The sequence below is a fragment of the Halococcoides cellulosivorans genome (assembly GCF_003058365.1).
Classification (GTDB): domain Archaea; phylum Halobacteriota; class Halobacteria; order Halobacteriales; family Haloarculaceae; genus Halococcoides; species Halococcoides cellulosivorans.
Genome location: NZ_CP028858.1, coordinates 1,443,479 through 1,461,163, shown reverse-complemented (window position 1 = coordinate 1,461,163; position 17,685 = coordinate 1,443,479). Strand labels below are relative to the sequence as shown.

General features: G+C 67.1%; 19 protein-coding genes. 12 read left to right on the top strand and 7 right to left on the bottom strand.

The annotated features are described in order from the left end of the window. Window positions 1-160: 160 nt before the first annotated feature. The 4 genes from HARCEL1_RS07190 to HARCEL1_RS07175 all read left to right on the top strand — a co-directional run bounded on the left by HARCEL1_RS07190 (window position 161) and on the right by HARCEL1_RS07175 (window position 2,126). Window positions 161-379, top strand: coding sequence for a hypothetical protein (locus HARCEL1_RS07190; RefSeq protein WP_159077052.1), 219 nt, complete (start codon window positions 161-163; stop codon window positions 377-379). Window positions 380-471: 92 nt separating this feature from the next. Next, window positions 472-750: a signal recognition particle subunit SRP19 gene (srp19, locus tag HARCEL1_RS07185; protein ID WP_108381875.1), complete on the top strand. Its 279-nt coding sequence runs from the start codon at window positions 472-474 to the stop codon at window positions 748-750. A gap of 2 nt (window positions 751-752) precedes the next feature. Next, on the top strand, window positions 753-980 hold the full coding sequence (locus HARCEL1_RS07180) for an H/ACA ribonucleoprotein complex subunit GAR1 (RefSeq protein ID WP_108381874.1): 228 nt from the start codon (window positions 753-755) through the stop codon (window positions 978-980). A gap of 93 nt (window positions 981-1,073) precedes the next feature. Beyond that, the gene (locus tag HARCEL1_RS07175) at window positions 1,074-2,126 is read left to right on the top strand and encodes a presenilin family intramembrane aspartyl protease PSH (RefSeq protein ID WP_108381873.1); all 1,053 of its coding nucleotides are present in this window, start codon (window positions 1,074-1,076) and stop codon (window positions 2,124-2,126) included. Window positions 2,127-2,172: 46 nt separating this feature from the next. Here the strand turns inward: HARCEL1_RS07175 and HARCEL1_RS07170 are convergent, their stop codons facing one another. Together HARCEL1_RS07170 and thyX are read right to left on the bottom strand one after the other, a co-directional pair. Further along, the gene (locus HARCEL1_RS07170) at window positions 2,173-2,379 is read right to left on the bottom strand and encodes a hypothetical protein (protein WP_108381872.1); all 207 of its coding nucleotides are present in this window, start codon (window positions 2,377-2,379) and stop codon (window positions 2,173-2,175) included. Between the two features lie 229 nt (window positions 2,380-2,608). Further along, window positions 2,609-3,352: an FAD-dependent thymidylate synthase gene (thyX, locus tag HARCEL1_RS07165; RefSeq protein WP_108381871.1), complete on the bottom strand. Its 744-nt coding sequence runs from the start codon at window positions 3,350-3,352 to the stop codon at window positions 2,609-2,611. Between the two features lie 99 nt (window positions 3,353-3,451). Between thyX and HARCEL1_RS07160 the strand changes: the two genes are divergently transcribed. Both HARCEL1_RS07160 and HARCEL1_RS07155 read left to right on the top strand, forming a co-directional pair. Then, complete coding sequence (locus HARCEL1_RS07160) at window positions 3,452-3,877, top strand: DUF5788 family protein (protein WP_108381870.1); 426 nt, start codon at window positions 3,452-3,454, stop codon at window positions 3,875-3,877. Between the two features lie 55 nt (window positions 3,878-3,932). After that, on the top strand, window positions 3,933-4,382 hold the full coding sequence (locus HARCEL1_RS07155) for a YbhB/YbcL family Raf kinase inhibitor-like protein (RefSeq protein WP_233357305.1): 450 nt from the start codon (window positions 3,933-3,935) through the stop codon (window positions 4,380-4,382). Window positions 4,383-4,588: 206 nt separating this feature from the next. Here HARCEL1_RS07155 and HARCEL1_RS07150 read toward each other — a convergent pair whose 3' ends face one another. Beyond that, the gene (locus HARCEL1_RS07150; protein ID WP_159077051.1) at window positions 4,589-4,885 is read right to left on the bottom strand and encodes a HalOD1 output domain-containing protein; all 297 of its coding nucleotides are present in this window, start codon (window positions 4,883-4,885) and stop codon (window positions 4,589-4,591) included. A gap of 277 nt (window positions 4,886-5,162) precedes the next feature. Here HARCEL1_RS07150 and HARCEL1_RS07145 point away from each other — a divergent pair, with 277 nt between their 5' ends. Continuing rightward, window positions 5,163-8,387: a bacterio-opsin activator domain-containing protein gene (locus HARCEL1_RS07145; RefSeq protein ID WP_108381868.1), complete on the top strand. Its 3,225-nt coding sequence runs from the start codon at window positions 5,163-5,165 to the stop codon at window positions 8,385-8,387. 32 nt (window positions 8,388-8,419) lie between these two features. Here the strand turns inward: HARCEL1_RS07145 and dnaJ are convergent, their stop codons facing one another. Then, window positions 8,420-9,568 (bottom strand): molecular chaperone DnaJ, encoded by a 1,149-nt coding sequence (gene dnaJ / locus HARCEL1_RS07140; protein ID WP_108381867.1) that lies wholly within the window; start codon window positions 9,566-9,568, stop codon window positions 8,420-8,422. A gap of 200 nt (window positions 9,569-9,768) precedes the next feature. Here dnaJ and HARCEL1_RS07135 point away from each other — a divergent pair, with 200 nt between their 5' ends. The 4 genes from HARCEL1_RS07135 (at window position 9,769) to HARCEL1_RS07120 (ending at window position 14,503) form a co-directional block, all read left to right on the top strand. Beyond that, on the top strand, window positions 9,769-9,993 hold the full coding sequence (locus HARCEL1_RS07135) for a DUF7127 family protein (protein WP_108381866.1): 225 nt from the start codon (window positions 9,769-9,771) through the stop codon (window positions 9,991-9,993). Further along, complete coding sequence (locus HARCEL1_RS07130; protein WP_108381865.1) at window positions 9,990-12,251, top strand: CDC48 family AAA ATPase; 2,262 nt, start codon at window positions 9,990-9,992, stop codon at window positions 12,249-12,251. Before HARCEL1_RS07135 ends, HARCEL1_RS07130 begins: the two co-directional genes overlap by 4 nt. Window positions 12,252-12,328: 77 nt before the next feature. Further along, the gene (gene icd / locus HARCEL1_RS07125; RefSeq protein WP_108381864.1) at window positions 12,329-13,606 is read left to right on the top strand and encodes an NADP-dependent isocitrate dehydrogenase; all 1,278 of its coding nucleotides are present in this window, start codon (window positions 12,329-12,331) and stop codon (window positions 13,604-13,606) included. Between the two features lie 150 nt (window positions 13,607-13,756). Further along, on the top strand, window positions 13,757-14,503 hold the full coding sequence (locus HARCEL1_RS07120) for a CPBP family glutamic-type intramembrane protease (protein WP_108381863.1): 747 nt from the start codon (window positions 13,757-13,759) through the stop codon (window positions 14,501-14,503). Window positions 14,504-14,514: 11 nt separating this feature from the next. On the opposite strand, the gene HARCEL1_RS07115 is transcribed toward HARCEL1_RS07120, so the two are convergent. From HARCEL1_RS07115 to HARCEL1_RS07105, 3 genes are read right to left on the bottom strand one after another with little or no spacing between them, the layout of a single operon-like run. Further along, entirely contained in the window at window positions 14,515-15,468 is a 954-nt protein-coding gene (locus HARCEL1_RS07115) for a metal-dependent hydrolase (RefSeq protein WP_108381862.1), read from the bottom strand. A 39-nt stretch (window positions 15,469-15,507) separates the two neighbouring features. Beyond that, entirely contained in the window at window positions 15,508-16,167 is a 660-nt protein-coding gene (locus HARCEL1_RS07110; protein WP_108381861.1) for a hypothetical protein, read from the bottom strand. Further along, window positions 16,164-16,772 (bottom strand): hypothetical protein, encoded by a 609-nt coding sequence (locus HARCEL1_RS07105; RefSeq protein ID WP_108381860.1) that lies wholly within the window; start codon window positions 16,770-16,772, stop codon window positions 16,164-16,166. The genes HARCEL1_RS07110 and HARCEL1_RS07105 overlap by 4 nt, the downstream gene beginning before the upstream one ends. A 173-nt stretch (window positions 16,773-16,945) precedes the next feature. Between HARCEL1_RS07105 and HARCEL1_RS07100 the strand changes: the two genes are divergently transcribed. Then, entirely contained in the window at window positions 16,946-17,683 is a 738-nt protein-coding gene (locus HARCEL1_RS07100; RefSeq protein WP_159077050.1) for a CPBP family intramembrane glutamic endopeptidase, read from the top strand. Window positions 17,684-17,685 lie beyond the last annotated feature (2 nt).

Below are 17,685 nucleotides of genomic sequence, written 5' to 3'. Positions count from 1 at the left end.
CGTCGAGATCCGGGTCGGGCGCGTCGGGATTGTACTCGGGTGTGGTCGCCATCGTGGTGTGGGCGAGTTCTCGAACGGCGATCCACGGCCTTCGAGCGTGTCGGATCGATCGTCACCCCTCGCCGATACGATTACACCGATCGGCGGCCAATTGACGCGCGTGAGCCCCACGATCCCGGTCTCCGAGGACACGAAGGCCACGCTCGCCGACCTGAAGGACGATGGCGAGACCTGGGACGCTTTCCTCGCCCGATTCGCCCGCCGAGACCGCGATGTCGAGTCGCTCGGTGGGTTCGCGAGCGCTGGGATCGAAGAGAGTATGCAGGACACCCACGAGCGGTTGAACGACTCATTTGCAGAGAACATCGGTGACGAGTGAACGGTCGTCACGGTCGTCTTTTGGACGCCCCAGACGCCCTCTCCGTCGCCCGCCCTCGGAAGGCCTTTGGAGCCCGACGACGACGGATCGGCATGGTCGAGAAGGTCATCTGGCCCGCGGGCCTCGACGCGCAGTGTACCCGCTCGGAGGGCCGCCGCGTCCCACAGGACCTGGCGGTGCCCGAGCCGACGGTCGACGAGATCGCGGAGGCGGTCCGACAGGTGGGCTACGACGCGGTGATCGAACGCCACAAAACCTACCCCCGAGAGATCGAGACGCGTGGCCGTGTGGTCGTGACCCAGGCCGACGACGCCGGGAAGTCCGACCTGCTCGGGGCCGTCGCGGCCTACGTCGGAGCGCTGCGAGCGTAGCGATGCAGCGAATTGGCACCGTCGAATCCATCGCCAACGGCGTCGCGGTCTGTCGCGCCCCCGACGCCGATCACCCCGATATCGGGACGACTGCCCTCACCGACAGTCTCGACGACATCGGCCGCGTGGTCGACGTGTTCGGCCCGGTCGAGCGACCCTACCTCGCGATTTCGCCGGCCGACGGGGTCCACCCGCCCGAACTGGTGGGTCAGCGACTCTACTGGCGCTGAGCGTGGGCTTCGTTCGATTCGCCTGCCCGGCGCGGGGGACTGCGCGTCGGATCGAACCCCGTGGCTTTTCTCGGTCGACCCCGACGACCGGACATGATCGATCGTCGGGCCCTCGTCGCCGCGGGCGGGATCGCTGCGATTTTCCTGTTGGTGCAACTCGGTGCGCTCGCGCTGGTCGAGCCGTTCCGTGAGGCGGGTCTCCAGGCTGTCGAGGACCCTCAGGATCCGACGAACAGCGCGCTGTACGTCGGCCTGTTGCTCGTCGTGACGCTCTTTATGCTCGCGGCGATCAAGTTCGAGTTGACCTGGGTCATTCGGGTGGTCGTCGTCGCGACGGGAGCCTACTTCGCGTGGCTCGTCCTCGATGCGTTCGGGGGCCTGCTCGGCGTCCCGCCGACGATCGGGAGCGCCGCGGGTGGCGTGATCGCGCTCGCTATCGCCGTGGGGCTGTGGGTCCACCCGGAGTGGTACGTCATCGATGCTGCAGGAGTTCTCATGGGCGCGGGCGCGGCGGGCCTCTTTGGCATCAGCTTCGGGGTCTTGCCCGCAATCGTGTTGCTCGTCGCGCTGGCCGTCTACGACGCGATCAGCGTCTACCGGACCGAGCACATGCTCACGCTCGCAGAGGGTGTTATGGATCTCCGGATCCCGGTCGTGCTCGTCATCCCGATCGAACGGGGCTACTCGTTTCTGGAGGACGGCCCGTCGATCGGGGACGATACCGCAGACACCGACGGCGGTGAGGAGTCACACGACCGCGACACGACGGTCGAGCAGAGCCCGACGGCCAGTGACGCGGACGCGAGTGGCGAAGCGGCCACGGACAGCGACCCCCTCGATCGTGGGGCGCTCTTCATCGGCCTCGGTGACGCGGTGATGCCGACGGTGCTGGTCGCGAGTGCAGTGGCGTTCACGCCCGGTGGGGTCGCCGTCTCGACGATCGGTGGCCTGCCGTACACCGTGCCCGCGCTGGGAGCGATGCTCGGGACGTTCGTCGGCCTCGCCGTCCTCGTGCGGATGGTCCTGGCCGGGCGGGCCCACGCGGGCCTCCCGATGCTCAACGGCGGTGCGATCGCGGGCTATCTGCTCGCGTCGCTCGCGGTCGGTGTGGATCTGCTCGTCGCACTCGGTGTGACGAGCGTGTGACTCGCCCATCGGACCCACAATCGGGGCCGCGGGTGGGATGGACTGGTCAGGAGAGGGACTGTTCTGTCCCGGCCCGATCGTCGTGACTCGCGACGGGGGCTCTGACGAACAGCGCGTGGCCGACGACGCCTGCAGCGAGCGCCGAGGCGACCGCGAGTGCGACCTCGAAGGGGAGGCCAGCCACGGCGAGCGCCCCCGTGAGGCCGATCATCGTCACCGGAATCGCCACGAGGACGAGGTCGTAGTAGTCCATACGTCTCACACTTTTTTCTAACGGGGTAATCCCCATAAGTGTTTTCCAGGGATTTTAACGATACCATCTGTCGCCACTGTCGACATCCTGTGGTGGTTCACCATTGGTGATCGATAAGTTATGTGGATATATATGCCGCGTGGGCTGTCCGGGCGGTGAGTTCACACTGGGCTGGGGGCGGTCCTCGACGGACGGGAGAACGGATCGGTGGGCCGATCGGCGCGACGCGCTACGGCGCGAGGCGGTTCTTCCGTCCGTGGAGCTCTTCCATGTAGTGTTCGAAGGAGATTGGGGCCCACTCGCGGGCGAGTTCGAGGATCTGCTCGGTCATCTCACGGATCTCCCACTGGGCGTCGCCTGCCGCGCGCATGTCTCCGACGTGCATCAGCATGCGGGCGTTCATCGTCATGACGACGTTGACTTTCGTCCCGATGGGGAGGACGAAGCGCGCGTCTTCGGGGGCCATGCCCGACTCCAGGAGGTCCTGATACGCCGTGACCGACTGTTCGACGGCCTCAGCGAAGACTGCGCTACGGTGCTCGATTGTCTCCTCGTCGACCGATCCGGCGTCCTGATTGCGCCCGACCCAGTCGGGATCGGTCGTCGAGGGCGGCACGACGACGAGTTCGCCCGAGCCGACCGAACTCGGATCCACGTCGTCGAAGGCGACGTACCGCATCGACTGGACGTCGAAGCTCACGTGACGATGCCTGGTGAGTTGGGCCATACACGAGCGGCTGATCCCCTCGATGCCGAACGTCGCGTGGGGGTGCTCGAACGGGCCGAAGTGGCCGTGATCGAGGAGGTGTGTGATGAGATTCCGGCGTTTTTCCGCGACGGTCGCGCCGTCGATGTCGTCCATCACGGTCGCGAACTCCTCGTCGACGACGAAGTCGGCAGCGTAGTCGTTCCGTGCGGCCCGACAGATCAGGTCGTCGGGGTCGTCGGTGGCCTCCAGCAGTCGAACGTCCATACCCGCCCAAACACCAGCGCCTACCTAAAGCTGGCTCAGCGCGGTCGATCGCTCACCCGAACCGAAAGGTTCGGGACGGTGCCGGCCTCATCGCGATCTGTGTCAGGTGAGCCACTGGACGACGACCGACGATCGGAACTGATCGACCGCGTTCAGCGCCGCGGATCGACGATCGGGCAGTCGATCCCCCGGACGGTGACCATCGACGGCACCGAGTTGGCGCTCAAGGAGTTCGTCTGGGAGACCAAACGCCAGGGTGTCGTTCCGCCCGACCAGCGCGACCGCGTCCGGTCGGTACGAGCGAGTCTCACGAGCAAGCGCGACGCGATGGTGAATCGCCTTCGGAGCGAGGAGCTCTCGGTCGAGGAGGCCGAGCGCATTGCAGACGAAATCGTCGGCATCGACCGCGCGATCGCGGCGCTGAAGAACCTCCGCGAACCCGACATCGCGGAGGCCGACCGCGAGCACTCCATCGAGAGCAGTCGCCGGTGGGTCGACTTTCTGGATGCCATCGTCGGCGGGTGAACGCCTTTGGGGACGGCGCTCGTTGGTTCGCTGGCGTCTCCCGACGCCGATCAGCGTGCCTTTCGAACTCCACAGTCCAGCGTTCGACGACGGCGACCCGATTCCGCGGGAGTACGGCTACACCGCGCGCAACGTCAACCCGCCCCTGGAGTGGACCGGCGTGCCGGACGGAACCGACACCGTCGCGCTCGTGATGGACGACCCCGACGCGGTCGAGCCGGCGGACAAAATCTGGGACCACTGGGTGGTCTGGAACCTGCCTGCCGAGCGCGGGGGTGTCCCAGAAGACGCCTCGCTCGCACAGGCCTCGGAGGGGCCCAACGACTACGGCGAACGCGGCTACGGCGGTCCGAACCCACCGGACGGCGAACACACCTATCGGTTCGAGGCGTACGCCGTCGACGGCGATCTCGATCTGCGCGACGCGGACGCCGATGCGCTTCGCGCGGCCGTGGAGGGGCGGACGCTTGCGACGGCCACGATCGAGGGAACGTACGCGCCCTGACCGCCGTGGAGACGGTCACACGGATTTCGGCTGCTCGAACCCGTCGCGATAGACGTCGATCTCTTCGCTGTCAGCCGTAGCGATCGCTTTCAGCGAGTCTCGCGATCGGACTCGACGGGGCGGGCCCAAAGGGTCGGGCTAGCGAATCGCGTTGGATCGTCTCGGATCCACGCGTCCTCGTCGACGGGGGCCGTACTCGGTGGGACTCACTCCGAACGGGCGGTCCGTCCGTCGACCCGAACATCGCTGTCGCCGGTGACCGCGACCGTGTGGCCCTCGTACTCGAAGCTGATCTCGATGGGCGTCTCGGAGTTCAGCAGCGTGTCCAGGGCGTCCGTGTCGACCGCATCGTACAGGGGCGGCATCGTCTTCGGGTCCGAACCCGTGAACTCCGCAATCGCGTACACCAGGTCGAGGCTGGGGGACTCGAAACCTGCGCGTTCGTCGGCGGCACGTCCGTCGCTATGCGACGTCTGGGCGTCGTGTTCAGTGCGTTCTACCATTGCCATCTCTATGTCTCTGTTCGCAATACAGGTGGATCGGTGTGTCTCGTACGTGTATTGGGGGGCGGTCGTGGTCGGGCTATATCTATTCAGACAGCACACAGGCGTGTCTCAGGGTCACACAGGCCGGTCGGACCGATTTCGGCCCCGGTCTGGCGGCCGGACGGCCGCCGTGGCTGGACCGCGCGTCCGGTCGGTGGTGTGATAGAGAATGCATCGCCTACTGTGAGTGAAGCGTGTCGTACTGTAATGAGGTCTCGTTACGTGAGGGCGTGACATGGAACGACTGCGTTCGACGCCGACCGAGACGACCGGGCGGGACAGCCTCCCACAGCGCTCGATCGCTCGGTGGGTCTCTATCGCCGTCGGTCTCGTGGTCGGACTCGGCTGGCTCTCACTCGGCGTCCACGCGGGCGGCGAGATTACCAGCGTGGCACCGCTCGCGATCGTCGGCCCGGTACTGTTGGGCGCGACCGCCAACTGGAGTGACCTCGACGCGCTGATCGAGCGCGTCGAGCAGATCACCGAGGGCGACTACGACGTCACGTTCGACCTCGACCGCGACGACGAGGTGGGCCAACTCGCCGACGCGCTCGACGAGATGACCGACCGGCTCGCAGCCCGAGAGGCCGAGACCGACGCCGAGATCGGCTACACCGAGGACCTGCTCGACGCGATCGACGACGTGTTTTACGTACTCGACCGGGACGGTGGACACTGTCGATGGAACCAGTCGTTCGAAGACGTGACGGGGTACGATCACGACGAGATCGAGGGGCATCACCCGCTGCGGTACTTCGAGGGCGACACCCGAGAAACGGTCGCGGCGGCGCTCGATCGGGTGTTCGAGGACGGCTCCGTGCGGATCGAGGCCCCGCTTCAGACGGCCGACGGCGAGTCGATCCCGTACGAGTGGGTCGTGAACCGACTCGAAGCGCCAGACGGGACGGCTGTGGCCGCCGGTATCGGTCGAGACGTCACCGCTCGGCAGGCCACGGAGCGAGAGCGTGATCGCTACGCGCGCCGCTTCGAAGCGGTGTTCGACGATCCGAACCTCCTCGCGGCGGTCCTCGCTCCCGACGGCACGCTGCTCGACGTGAACGACAACGCCATGGACAGGATCGATGCCGACCGATCGGCGGTGATCGGCGCGTCGTTCTGGGAGACGCCCTGGTGGGCCGACGATCCAGCGGTTCAGACCGAGATTCGCGAGGGGATCGATCGCGCCGCCGCCGGCGAGTACGTCGAGTACGAGATCCACCACGAGGGTCCCGACATCGAGACGTACGCCAGCCTGGGGACGATCCGGCCCGTCTTCGACGACGGCGATATCGTCTCGCTGGTCGTCTCCGCTCACGACGTCACCGAGCGCCACGAGCAGACGGCGGAACTCCGGGAGCGCGAACGCGAGTTAGAGCGGACTCAGGACCTCCTCAAACAGGCCGAACGGACCGCCCACGTCGGCGGGTGGGAACTCGACGTCCGCGAGGAGCCCTACACCTTCGAGGCCACCGAGGAGTTCTACGATATCCACGGCCTCTCGCCCGACGAACCGATCACGCCCGAGGAGATCATCCAGCTGTACGACCCCGACGACCAGGCGTACATGGAGCGGTTGCTGACGGCGGCCATCGAGGAGGGCGAACGCTACGACATGGAGGTCCGCCTCGACGCGCTACCCGAGGGCGACCGCTGGATCCGATCGATCGCAGAGCCGGCCGTCGAGGACGGCCGGGTCGTCGCGGTCCGGGGGTCGCTCCAGGACATCACCGACCGGAAGGAAAACGAGCGCCGCTTCCAGACACTCCACGAACTCGCCCGAGGGGTCATCGAGGCGGACTCCGTGCAGGCGATGGCGGAGTTGGTCCTGGACGCTGGCGTGAGCGTTCTGGGTCCGCCCTGCATCGCGGTCTATCTGTTCGACGAGGAGACTGGACGGCTCGAACCGGCGGCGGTCTCCGAGCCGTTCGAGCGCGTCGCTTCCGAGCCGACCGCTGGCTACGACCCCCGGGCCGGCGACCTCCTCTGGGAGGCCTACGCGTCGGGCGAGGTCGTCACGGCCGACGACAGGGCGCTCGACGGGACCCAGATCCTGACGTCGGCGGTGAACTGCGCCCTCCTCGTGCCGATCGGAGAACACGGCGTGCTCCTGGCCGCCACCGACGACGCCGACGTCAGACCGGACGATCGCCGCCTCGCGGAGACGCTCGCCGCGACGATGGCGACGGCACTCTCCCGACTGGAGAGCGACGCCGCCCTCCAGGACAAACAACGCCAGCTGGAGGCCCAGAACCGCCGGCTCCGTCGCCAGATCCAGATCACCGAGACCATCCGCCGCATCAACCGGTCGCTGGTCGGGTCCAGAACGCGCGAGGAGATCGAGTCGGCGGTCTGTGAGCGCCTGGTCGAGAGCGGCGACACTGTGTTCGCCTGGATCGGCTCTCTCGACGATGGCAGTCTCGTCCCGCGAGTCTGGGCCGGCGAGGGCCACGCGTATCTCGATGCGGTCTCGCTGTCGACCGACGCGCCGACGCCGGACCCGTCGGTCCAGGCCGCGACCGACGGCGAGCCCGTGGTCGTCCGATCGGTCGTCGACAACGTCACGAACGAGGCGTGGCGCAAGCACGCGCTGGTCGAAGAGTTCGCGTCGCTCGTCGCCGTCCCGCTCGAAATCGACGAGCACAGCTACGGCGTGCTCACGGTCTACGCCACAGAGGCCGGCGCGTTCGGTGACCTCGAACGGCGCATCTTCGAGGAGCTCGGAGAGAACATCGCGAACGCGATCAGGGCACTGGAGGCCTTCCGGGCGCTGTACACCGACGAGTTCGTCGAACTCCGACTTAGACTGGACCGCGAAGAGACGTTTCTGGGCCGCGTCGCGGCTGCCGCCGACGCCACCGTCGAGTACGTCGGCCTCGCGAGTCGCCCCGAAGACGCCTCGCCACTGTTCTTCGAGGTCGAGGACGCCGATCCGGCGGCTATGGCCGACGTGCTGGACGAGCTCCACGCCGTGCGCGAGTACCGCCAGATCGGCGGCGACGAGGGCCGGACGCTGTTCGAGGCGACCGTCGCGGGCACGGTTTGTGCTGCCCGACTCGTCGAGTACGGCGGCGTTCCGCGGTCGATAGGCGCCGACGGCGACGAGATCGAGGTCGTCGTCGACGTGCCCGTCGGGACCGACGTCCGGGAGTTCGTCGACATGATCCGCGAGCGCCACCCGAGCGTCGAGCTGCTGGCGCGGAAAAACGTCACGCGTGACGCGCAGACCCGTCAGGAACTCGTCGCGGGACTGTTCGAGGGGCTCACCGACCGCCAGTTGGCCGTGCTCCGGACGGCCTTCTTCGCGGGCTTTTTCGAGTGGCCCCGGGAGTCGACCGGCCAGGAGGTGGCCGACCTGCTCGACGTCTCACAGCCGACGGTCAACCGGCACCTCCGTCACGCTCTCAGGGCGTTGCTCGAACAACTGTTCGAGGAAGAACCCACGACCGTCGCGCCCACGTAGCCGCGTCTCGCCCGGCGTGGGGACCCACTGGTTTAGAACGTGTCTTTCAGCTTCTCGAAAAAGCCGCGATCGACGTCGATCTCTTCGCCGCCGGCCTCCGCGAACGCTTTCAGGGCTTCGCGTTGCTCCTCGGTCAGATCGTCGGGCGTGACGACCTGGACTTTCACGTAGAGATCGCCCTGGCGTCGCCCGTGGAGGTGGGGCATGCCCTCGCCGCGCAGGCGGAACACCTCGCCCGACTGCGTGCCCGCGGGCACGTCCATTTTGAGTTCGCCGTCGATGGTCTCGACGGTGATCTCGTCGCCGAAGACGGCCTGCGGGAAGGAGACGGCGACCCGGCGGTGGAGATCCCGCCCGTCGCGCTCGAAGACGTCGTGATCCTCGATCGAGACGTCGATCAACAGATCGCCCGGCGGGCCACCGTTCTCGCCGGGTGCGCCCTCACCGTTCATCCGCAGGGTCTGGCCGTCCTGGATGCCGGCGGGAATCTCGACCTGGAGGGTGGCTTTCTCGCGGACGACGCCGTCGCCCCGACACTCACTGCACGTCTCGCTGAACACCTCGCCCCGCCCGTCACACCGTGGGCAGGTCTGGGTCTGTTGAATCCGGCCCATCGGCGTGCGCTGGACGGTCGTGACCTGTCCGTGACCGTCACACTCGTCGCAGGTCCGAGAGCTCGCGTCGGGCGGATGGCCCGCGCCGTCACAGCTCTCACACTCGGTCGGGCGTCTGACCGTCACCTGAGTTTCCCGGCCGTGGAACGCGTCTTCGAGGTCGATCGTCAGGTCGGTCCGCAGGTCGCGGCCCTGCTGTGGGCGGTTGCGGTCTTGCCCGCGCGAGCGGCCACCGCCGCCGAAGAACTGATCGAAGATGTCGCCCATGCCACCGCCACCGAACGGGTTGCCCTGCTGGCGTCGTCGGCCCGCGCCGCCGTTCTCGGTCGCGCCGCGCTTGTCGGCCTCGACGTACCGGTCGTGGCCCAACTGGTCGTACATCTCCCGCTGTTCGTCGTCGGTGAGGACCTCCTTGGCCTTCTTGACTTTCTTGAACTTCTCCTCGGCGTCGGGGTCGTCGCTCACGTCGGGGTGGTACTCGCTGGCCAGATCGCGATACGCCGACTTGATCTCCTCGCTATCGGCGTCTCGGGAGACCCCGAGTACCTCGTAGAAATCCTCGCTCATTCGTTGATGGTTCGTAGCTACTTCTCCCACTTGAACGGACCGCTCCCGGGCCCGGTTCACCCCGGTGTGGACTCGTCCCCCGCGACCCTCCGAGCGACAGGGACGTGTGAACCGCAATACTATCGAATCGGGTAAAACGGCCGTTTATTTATAAATGAGGGGAAAGTTTTATATACTTTTCCTGCTTACGTCTGGTTAGGATGACAGCCCAACAGGCAATCGCAGACGCGCCGGTACGGCGGTTCGAATACGACGACCGGACGGTGATCGCGGCGGACCTCGGTGTGACCGAGGCCACCGTCGACGTGGTCGGAGACACCGTGATCGTCGTGACGGACGAGGATCAGTACGAACTGGAGGTTCCGACTGGCGACACGACAGCACTTATGCAAAACGGCGTGCTCACCGTCGAGGTGAACGCATGAAACTGCGCGTCAAACCCCTCAAGCAGAAAGACGCCGGCCGCGGTCTCGCCGCGATCGATCGGCAGGCCATGGAGGAATTGGATCTGGAGAACGGCGACTACGTCGTCATCGGCGGTACTGACGGCGGTCGCGCGGTCGCGCGCGTCTGGCCGGGCTACCCCGAAGACACCGGTCAGGGGATCGTCCGGATCGACGGCCAGTTGCGACAGGAAGCCGGCGTCGGCGTCGACGACACCGTCACCGTCGAGGCCGCAGACGTCAAGCCCGCCCGCTCGATCACCGTCGCCTTGCCTCAGAATTTGCGTGTGCGGGGCAACGTCGGCCCGCACGTGCGCAACAAGCTCTCCGGCCAGGCCGTCACGGAGGGGCAGACGGTCCCGTTCTCGCTCGGCCTGGGCCCGGTCTCTGGGGTCGGCGGCCAGAAGATACCCCTGAAGATCGCCGAGACCGATCCCAGCGGGACGGTCGTCGTCACCGACCAGACCGAGATCACGGTCAGCGAGAAGCCCGCCGAGCAGATCCGCGAGCCCACCGGTGAGGACGACCGCGAGACCCCTGACGTGACCTACGAGGACATCGGTGGGCTGGACGACGAACTCGAACAGGTCCGCGAGATGATCGAGTTGCCGATGCGCCACCCCGAGCTGTTCAACCAGCTCGGCATCGAGCCGCCGAAAGGCGTCTTGCTCCACGGCCCGCCCGGGACGGGCAAGACGCTGATGGCGAAAGCCGTCGCCAACGAGATCGACGCGTACTTCACGACGATCTCCGGCCCGGAGATCATGTCGAAGTTCTACGGCGAGTCGGAGGAACAACTCCGTGATGTCTTCGACGAGGCCGAGGAGAACGCGCCCGCGATCGTCTTCATCGACGAGATCGACTCGATCGCGCCCAAACGCGGCGAGACCCAGGGCGACGTCGAACGCCGCGTGGTCGCCCAACTGCTGAGCCTGATGGACGGCCTCGAAGAGCGCGGGCAGGTCATCGTCATCGGCGCGACGAACCGCCTGGACGCGATCGATCCCGCGCTCCGCCGTGGCGGCCGGTTCGACCGCGAGATCGAGATCGGCGTCCCCGACAAAGAGGGCCGCAAGGAGGTCCTGCAGGTCCACACCCGCGGGATGCCGCTGTCCGAGGAGATCGACATCGAAGCGTACGCCGAGAACACCCACGGGTTCGTCGGCGCGGACATCGAGCAGTTAGCGAAGGAAGGCGCGATGAACGCTCTCCGGCGGATCCGCCCCGACATCGATCTGGAGAGCGAACAGATCGACGCCGAAGTGCTCGAAGACCTGGAGGTCACCGACGACGACCTCAAAAACGCCCTCCGCGGGATCGAGCCATCGGCGCTGCGTGAGGTGTTCGTCGAGGTGCCCGACGTCACCTGGGACCAGGTCGGTGGGCTCGACGACACCAAAGAACGGCTCCGCGAGACCATCCAGTGGCCCCTGGAGTACGGCACCGTCTTCGATCACCTCGACGTCGACGCCGCGAAAGGCGTCCTGCTCTACGGTCCGCCCGGCACGGGCAAGACGCTGCTCGCGAAAGCCGTCGCGAACGAGGCCCAGTCGAATTTCATCTCCGTGAAAGGCCCCGAACTGCTCAACAAGTTCGTCGGCGAGTCGGAGAAAGGCGTCCGCGAGGTGTTCTCGAAGGCGCGCGAGAACGCCCCGACGGTGATCTTCTTCGACGAGATCGACTCGATCGCGGGCGAGCGCGGCCAGTCGGTCGGTGACTCGAACGTTGGCGAGCGCGTCGTCAGCCAACTGCTCACTGAACTCGACGGCATCGAAGCGCTCGAAGACGTCGTCGTGATCGCGACCTCGAACCGGCCCGATCTGATCGACGACGCCTTGCTCCGGCCGGGACGACTGGACCGACACGTCCACGTGCCCGTGCCCGACGAGGAGGGCCGCCGGAAGATCTTCGCAGTCCACACCCGCGACAAGCCGCTGGCCGACGACGTCGATCTGGACGATCTGGCCGCGCGGACCGAGGGCTACGTCGGCGCGGACGTCGAGGCGGTCTGCCGTGAGGCCGCGATGGCCGCGACCCGGGAGTTCGTCAACACCGTCGATCCCGAAGCCATCGACGACTCGCTGGGCAACGTGCTCGTGAACGCCGAGCACTTCGAGCACGCCTTAGAGGAGGTCCAGCCGTCGGTCACCAGTGAGACCCGCGACCGCTACGAGGAGATCGAACAGCGCTTCCAGCGCCCCGACGAGGTCGACGAGGAGACCGGCCGGCAGTTCTACTGAGCGGCCCTGCCGTCGGTCGCCGGTGCGTCTTTCACCGAAAGCGGCAGTTTGATGGGTCCGACACCGAACTAATTTTCATGGGATACGATTACGATCAGGTATCGGTGCCCGATTCGGGCGAACCGGTGACTGTCGTCGACGAAGATGCAGACGAACTCGACATTCCCGAGAATCCGATCGTCCCGATCATCCACGGGGACGGGATCGGGACAGACGTCGGTCCGGCCGCCCAGAAAGTCTTGGACGCCGCCGCCGAGGCGACGGGTCGTGAGATCGCCTGGATGCGCGTCTACGCTGGCGAGTCGGGTCGCGAACGGTACGACGAGAACCTGCCCGAGGACACCGTCAACGCGATCGACGAGTTCCGCGTCGCGATCAAGGGCCCGCTGACGACGCCCGTCGGCGCGGGCTTCCGGTCGCTGAACGTCGCGCTCCGGCAGACGCTGGATTTCTACGCGAACGTCCGCCCGACCTACTATCTCGACGGCGTCCCGTCACCGATGAAAGCGCCCGAAGAGATGGACATGGTGACCTTCAGGGAGAACACCGAGGACGTGTACGCCGGCATCGAGTGGGAGGCCGGCACCGACGACGTCGAGCAGGTCCGCGCGTTCGTCGAGGAGGAGATGGGCTACGACGACATGATGCACGACGGCCCGATCGGCATCGGCATCAAGCCGATCACGGAGTTCGGCTCGAAACGACTCGTCCGGAAGGCCATCGACTACGCCATCGAGCACGACCGCGACAAGGTCACGCTCGTCCACAAGGGCAACATCATGAAGTTCACCGAGGGGCAGTTCGGTGAGTGGGGCATGGAGGTGGCCGACGAGGAGTACGACGACGAGGAGGTCTTCGCCGCGCCCGACTCGCTGTGGGAGACCCAGGACGAAGTCGACATCCCCGAGGACGCCGTCATGGTCGAAGAGCGCCTCGCGGACGCCATGCTCCAGTGGATGCAACTCCGGACCGACGAGTTCGACGTGCTCGCGATGCCGAACCTCAACGGCGACTATCTCTCGGACGCCGCCGGGGCTCAGATCGGTGGCCTCGGCATCGCGCCCGGGGCGAACTTCGGTGACGCCCGCGTGCTCGCCGAGCCGGTCCACGGCTCCGCGCCCAAACGCGCCGGCCAGAACATGGCCAACCCGACCGCGATGATCCTCTCGGGCCGTCTGATGTTCGATTACATGGGCTGGACGGAGGCCGCGGATCTCGTGCGTGACGCCGTCGAGGCGACGATTTCGTCGGGCAAGGTCACCTACGACCTCGAACGCCAGTTGGAGGGCGCCGAGAAGCTGGGCACCGAGGAGTACGCCGACGAAATCGTCGCGAACATCGAAGAACTCGCGTAGCGACTTGTTCGTCCTCTCGCGGTGGAACCGCGAGAATATCGAGAGACTGGCGTAGCTCCAGCGGTCTTCGGACCAGTCCGTTCGCCGTGCCGTGCAGCGATCGTGACGGTGGATCGACGGGACTTTTTCGACGAGGGTCGAGCGCCCGCTATGGACCAACGGCAGGCACCGACCCATCCCGTCGGATCGATGCTCGGCGAGCGCGGGTGGGCCGTCGTCGAGGCCGTCGCCATCGCGGCGCTGGCGTCGGTGCTCGTGTTCGCGGGGATCAGGCTGATGTACACGTCGTGGGTGGAGTCGATCGGTCGTCTGGCACTCAGGTACGTCCAGATCACCGATTGGATCGTTCTCGTGGTCACTGGAGCGGTCGGGGCGGCGGTGCTGTCGGTCGACAGTCACCGACCGCAGGTTCGGTGGCCCGATCACGACCGGGCACTCGTCGTCGTGGGGGCGATCGCACTGCTCGTCGTCACGGCCGTGGCCGTCGCCAGTACGGTGGTGTCGGCGATGAATCGGCCGTCGTCGGCCGTGGTCGGGGCGTTCGGCGCTCTTCCGCTCTGGCAGTCGATCGTGCTCACCCTGATCGGCATTCTCGCGTTCTGTGGGCGGAGGGTCGGGGAGGAGACCCTCTTTCGGGCGGCGATACAGCGCCGACTCGGGGTGCTCGGGGCACCCGTCGCGATCGGGCTGACGGCGATCCTGCACGCGGTGTTCGTGGTCGTCGTCACTGGCAGATTCAGTCCCGCCGTCCTCTGGGCCGTGGCGGGTGTGCTCCTCGAATCCGCGATCGCTGGTGTCGCCTACGAGCGGACTGGTGTGCTGGGCCCCTCGATCGTCGTTCGCTTCGTGGCCCCCGCGATCGTCTCGATGCTCGGGGTCGTGCTCGTCGTGGTCTGAGCGACAGACCCTCAGAGAATCGCCATCGCGAGCGCGGCGGCGACCGTGCCGACCGTGATCGTCGCCAGCCCGGTACAGAGCGGCCGGACGACACCCGTGGAGCGGCGGTCGACCAGTTCGACCGCCACAGTTCCGATCAGTCCGACCACGAGAAGCGTCGCGACGAAGGGAACGGCGTCGTCCACACTCGGCGTGTCGAGGACGGCCCGGACCGGTGCGAATCCGATCCCGACGACCGCGACCGGGTGGATCAGATCGCGCACCGAGCGCTCGGAGAGCCACGCGGCGACGCCGACACCGACCCAGATCGCGACGAGTTCCGCGCCGGTCGCGAGCAGGAGGTTCGCGAACGGGTCGACGAACGGCGCGATCCGCGCGTCGAGGACGGTCAGACCGAGCGGCGCGGCGATCGCGGGTGGCGTCCCGGTGAACAGATCGGTGAATGGGTGGATCGCGAGGCCCACGAACGCGGCCGCTCCCGTCGCGCGAGCGTCGAGAGCCCACCGGGCGGCGAGCCTTCCGATCCCGGCGGCTCCGATCACCACTGCGCCGAGGACGGCGGCCGCGACGGCCCCACTCGCCAGCGCGACAGCCACGACGAGACCGAGCAAGGCGACACTCCCGAGCCAGCGCTGACGCGTCCAGAGGGCGATCCCCGCGGCGATCGGCGTGGCCAGTACCAGCGAGTGAGTGGTCAGTCGGTGCGTCGCCCGCGAGGCCGCCCGCAACTGATCGATCAGCGGACCCTCGGTGTGACCGATCGCGACCACGGCGACCGCCTGCAACACGTCGAGGTCGGGCAGCGACGCCGCGAGTGCGGCGACGATGCCCAGCGCGATCGCGACGCAGATCGATCGCCCCACGAGGCTGACCCGACGCTCTGGGTCGACGCCGACGCGGTCCCCGAGTCTGGCCGCCAGAAGAGCGATCACCCCGAACGCGAGGAACGCGTGGCCGACGAACACGGTCGATTTTCACCCTGGATCCACTTGAGACCGCCGTCCTCAACTCACCCGATCGAGCAGCGACTCGACGATCGACTGAAGGCCCAACTCGTCGATCGCGTACACCGACCCGAGCGCGGCGACGATCAGCGCGCCGGCAGTGTTGAACAGGAGGTCGGTCATCGTGTCGTCGATGCCGTACTGGGTCAACACGGGCGCCCCACCGAGCGCGGTCGCCGCCCGACTGGTCGTGAACTCCATGACCTCCCAGGCGACGCCGAACGCCATGACGAACAACAGGACGAACACGAAGACGAACCGGTCCGGAAGTCGAACGCGATCGGTGTGTTCGTCGATCGCTCGCGTCGTCGCGTACCCCACCGCGGCGACGATCGACGAGGAGAGCGTGTGCGTGATCGAATCCCAGTACGGGACCGATTTGTACAGCCCGCTCCCACCGGGGAGACCGACCGCGCCCACCGAGTGCAAGAACACTGCGGTCGTGATCCACAGCGTCAGTCGGGGGTCCATCGCGACCGACGGGTCGCGTTCGAGTACGGAGGGGATCTGGATGACGGCGAGGCCGATCGCGACGTTGACGACGATCGCGACCGATCCGCGTTCGAGGCCGACAAAGAGGAGGCCGACCATCACGACCTGCATGAGCCAGGTCAACCGGCGCTGCTGGTCGGCCGAGAGTCTGAGCCAGTCGGGTCTCATTGCCGATCACCTCGGGACCATCGCGATCCGAGATACGGGACGAAGAGGAGACCAGCGACGAGGCCGGCGAGGGCCGACGCGACGAACTCCCACATCAGCGCCGCTTCGTGGGCGTCCGCCGACAGGGCGGGATCGCCGAGCAACGCCGTGCCCAGATAGAGATCCGAGAGCCACCGGGCGACGGCCCACCAGCCGGCGACCGCGAGCGTCGTCACCACGACGAACAGCATGGCGAACGCGACGTTCATCTCGACGCGAGTGAACGCGTGGAGTTCGACCGCGACGATCAGCGCGACGGCCGCGACCGAGAGGTAGGTCGCGACGGCCGTCAGCGTCGCATCGACGCCGAGTGATCGCCCGAGGACCGGGAGCGCGGCGACGGCGATCACCTCCGCGGGGATCATCGCCGTGGGCTCACGGGTGACGATCGCGGGGACCGCCGCGAGGACCGCGACCGTCGCCGCGAACCCGGCCCAGAGCGGGTCGCCCGCAACGAGACTGCCCGCAGCGATCACGGCGATGATTCCCACCAGGAGCCACGCGACCAGCGCGTTCCGTCGGGTCGATCGGACGATCCCACCTCTGTCGGTCGCTGAACGCTGCACGACGGATCCTGGTCGGGCAGTCAAATAAACGTCCTCGATTCGCCCTGCCACGGTCGGGCTCTCCCGACGGTCCCGTACTCGGTCGTCGGGGTGCGGGTCGATCGACGGCGGACCGTTCGACGACTGTGGGTCGAATCGACACGATTACCGGTCTCGTGGCCGACTCGCGAGACATGTCGATTCCCCTCGGTGTCGAGCGGTTGGCGTCCTCGAACGATCGCCTGCGAGCAGTGCTGACGGTTCTCGCGCTGTTCGTGGTCGCGATGATCGCGATGGTGGTCGTCGGCGCGACGATCCGTGCCGCGCTGATCTGGGGTGGCGCCGAGTCCGAGGCGATGGTTCTCACGGCCCTCGCGATGGCCGCCGGTGAAGTGGTCGCATTCGCGCTCGTCGCTGGAGGATATCTTCGCTCCGCAGGGCCGTCCGTCTCGATCGACTGGCCCAGCCGTCGTGAGGCCGGCGTGATCGTCGGGGCGGTGGTCCTCGCGACGGCGCTTGGCGCCGCCCAGCGCGCGGTCCTCGGGGAACTCGACCCCGAAACGACGGCCTACGGGGCGGATCTCGTCCGGGCCGCTCCCGTGGTGTACGCGGTGCTCGCGATCGTGGGGGCGGTGCTCGCGCCCATCGTCGAAGAACTGCTCTTTCGTGGCGCGATCCAGGGGCGATTGCGGACCGTCACCGGCCCGGTCGGTGCGATCGGTGGTGCGAGCCTCCTCTTCGTCCCGTTGCACCTCACGGTGGCGCCGGGATCACCACTCGTCGCCCTCCTCGGGGCGAGTATGATCGGGCTGACCTCGGTCGTGTTCGGCGTGGCCTACGAGCGCACCGGAACGTTGACCGTCCCGATCGTCGTTCACGCCGCCTCGAACGCCGTCTTTTTCGTGCTGATCGCCGGTCGTGTGCTCCTCTGAGG

Bases quoted from the DNA above. Each gene is read 5' to 3' on its own strand.
- srp19 (WP_108381875.1), top strand. From the start codon at position 472: ATGGTCGAGAAGGTCATCTGGCCCGCGGGCCTCGACGCGCAGTGTACC.
- HARCEL1_RS07180 (WP_108381874.1), top strand. From the start codon at position 753: ATGCAGCGAATTGGCACCGTCGAATCCATCGCCAACGGCGTCGCGGTC.
- HARCEL1_RS07175 (WP_108381873.1), top strand. From the start codon at position 1,074: ATGATCGATCGTCGGGCCCTCGTCGCCGCGGGCGGGATCGCTGCGATT.
- HARCEL1_RS07170 (WP_108381872.1), bottom strand. From the start codon at position 2,379: ATGGACTACTACGACCTCGTCCTCGTGGCGATTCCGGTGACGATGATC.
- thyX (WP_108381871.1), bottom strand. From the start codon at position 3,352: ATGGACGTTCGACTGCTGGAGGCCACCGACGACCCCGACGACCTGATC.
- HARCEL1_RS07150 (WP_159077051.1), bottom strand. From the start codon at position 4,885: ATGGTAGAACGCACTGAACACGACGCCCAGACGTCGCATAGCGACGGA.
- HARCEL1_RS07145 (WP_108381868.1), top strand. From the start codon at position 5,163: ATGGAACGACTGCGTTCGACGCCGACCGAGACGACCGGGCGGGACAGC.
- dnaJ (WP_108381867.1), bottom strand. From the start codon at position 9,568: ATGAGCGAGGATTTCTACGAGGTACTCGGGGTCTCCCGAGACGCCGAT.
- HARCEL1_RS07135 (WP_108381866.1), top strand. From the start codon at position 9,769: ATGACAGCCCAACAGGCAATCGCAGACGCGCCGGTACGGCGGTTCGAA.
- HARCEL1_RS07130 (WP_108381865.1), top strand. From the start codon at position 9,990: ATGAAACTGCGCGTCAAACCCCTCAAGCAGAAAGACGCCGGCCGCGGT.
- icd (WP_108381864.1), top strand. From the start codon at position 12,329: ATGGGATACGATTACGATCAGGTATCGGTGCCCGATTCGGGCGAACCG.
- HARCEL1_RS07120 (WP_108381863.1), top strand. From the start codon at position 13,757: ATGGACCAACGGCAGGCACCGACCCATCCCGTCGGATCGATGCTCGGC.
- HARCEL1_RS07110 (WP_108381861.1), bottom strand. From the start codon at position 16,167: ATGAGACCCGACTGGCTCAGACTCTCGGCCGACCAGCAGCGCCGGTTG.
- HARCEL1_RS07100 (WP_159077050.1), top strand. From the start codon at position 16,946: ATGTCGATTCCCCTCGGTGTCGAGCGGTTGGCGTCCTCGAACGATCGC.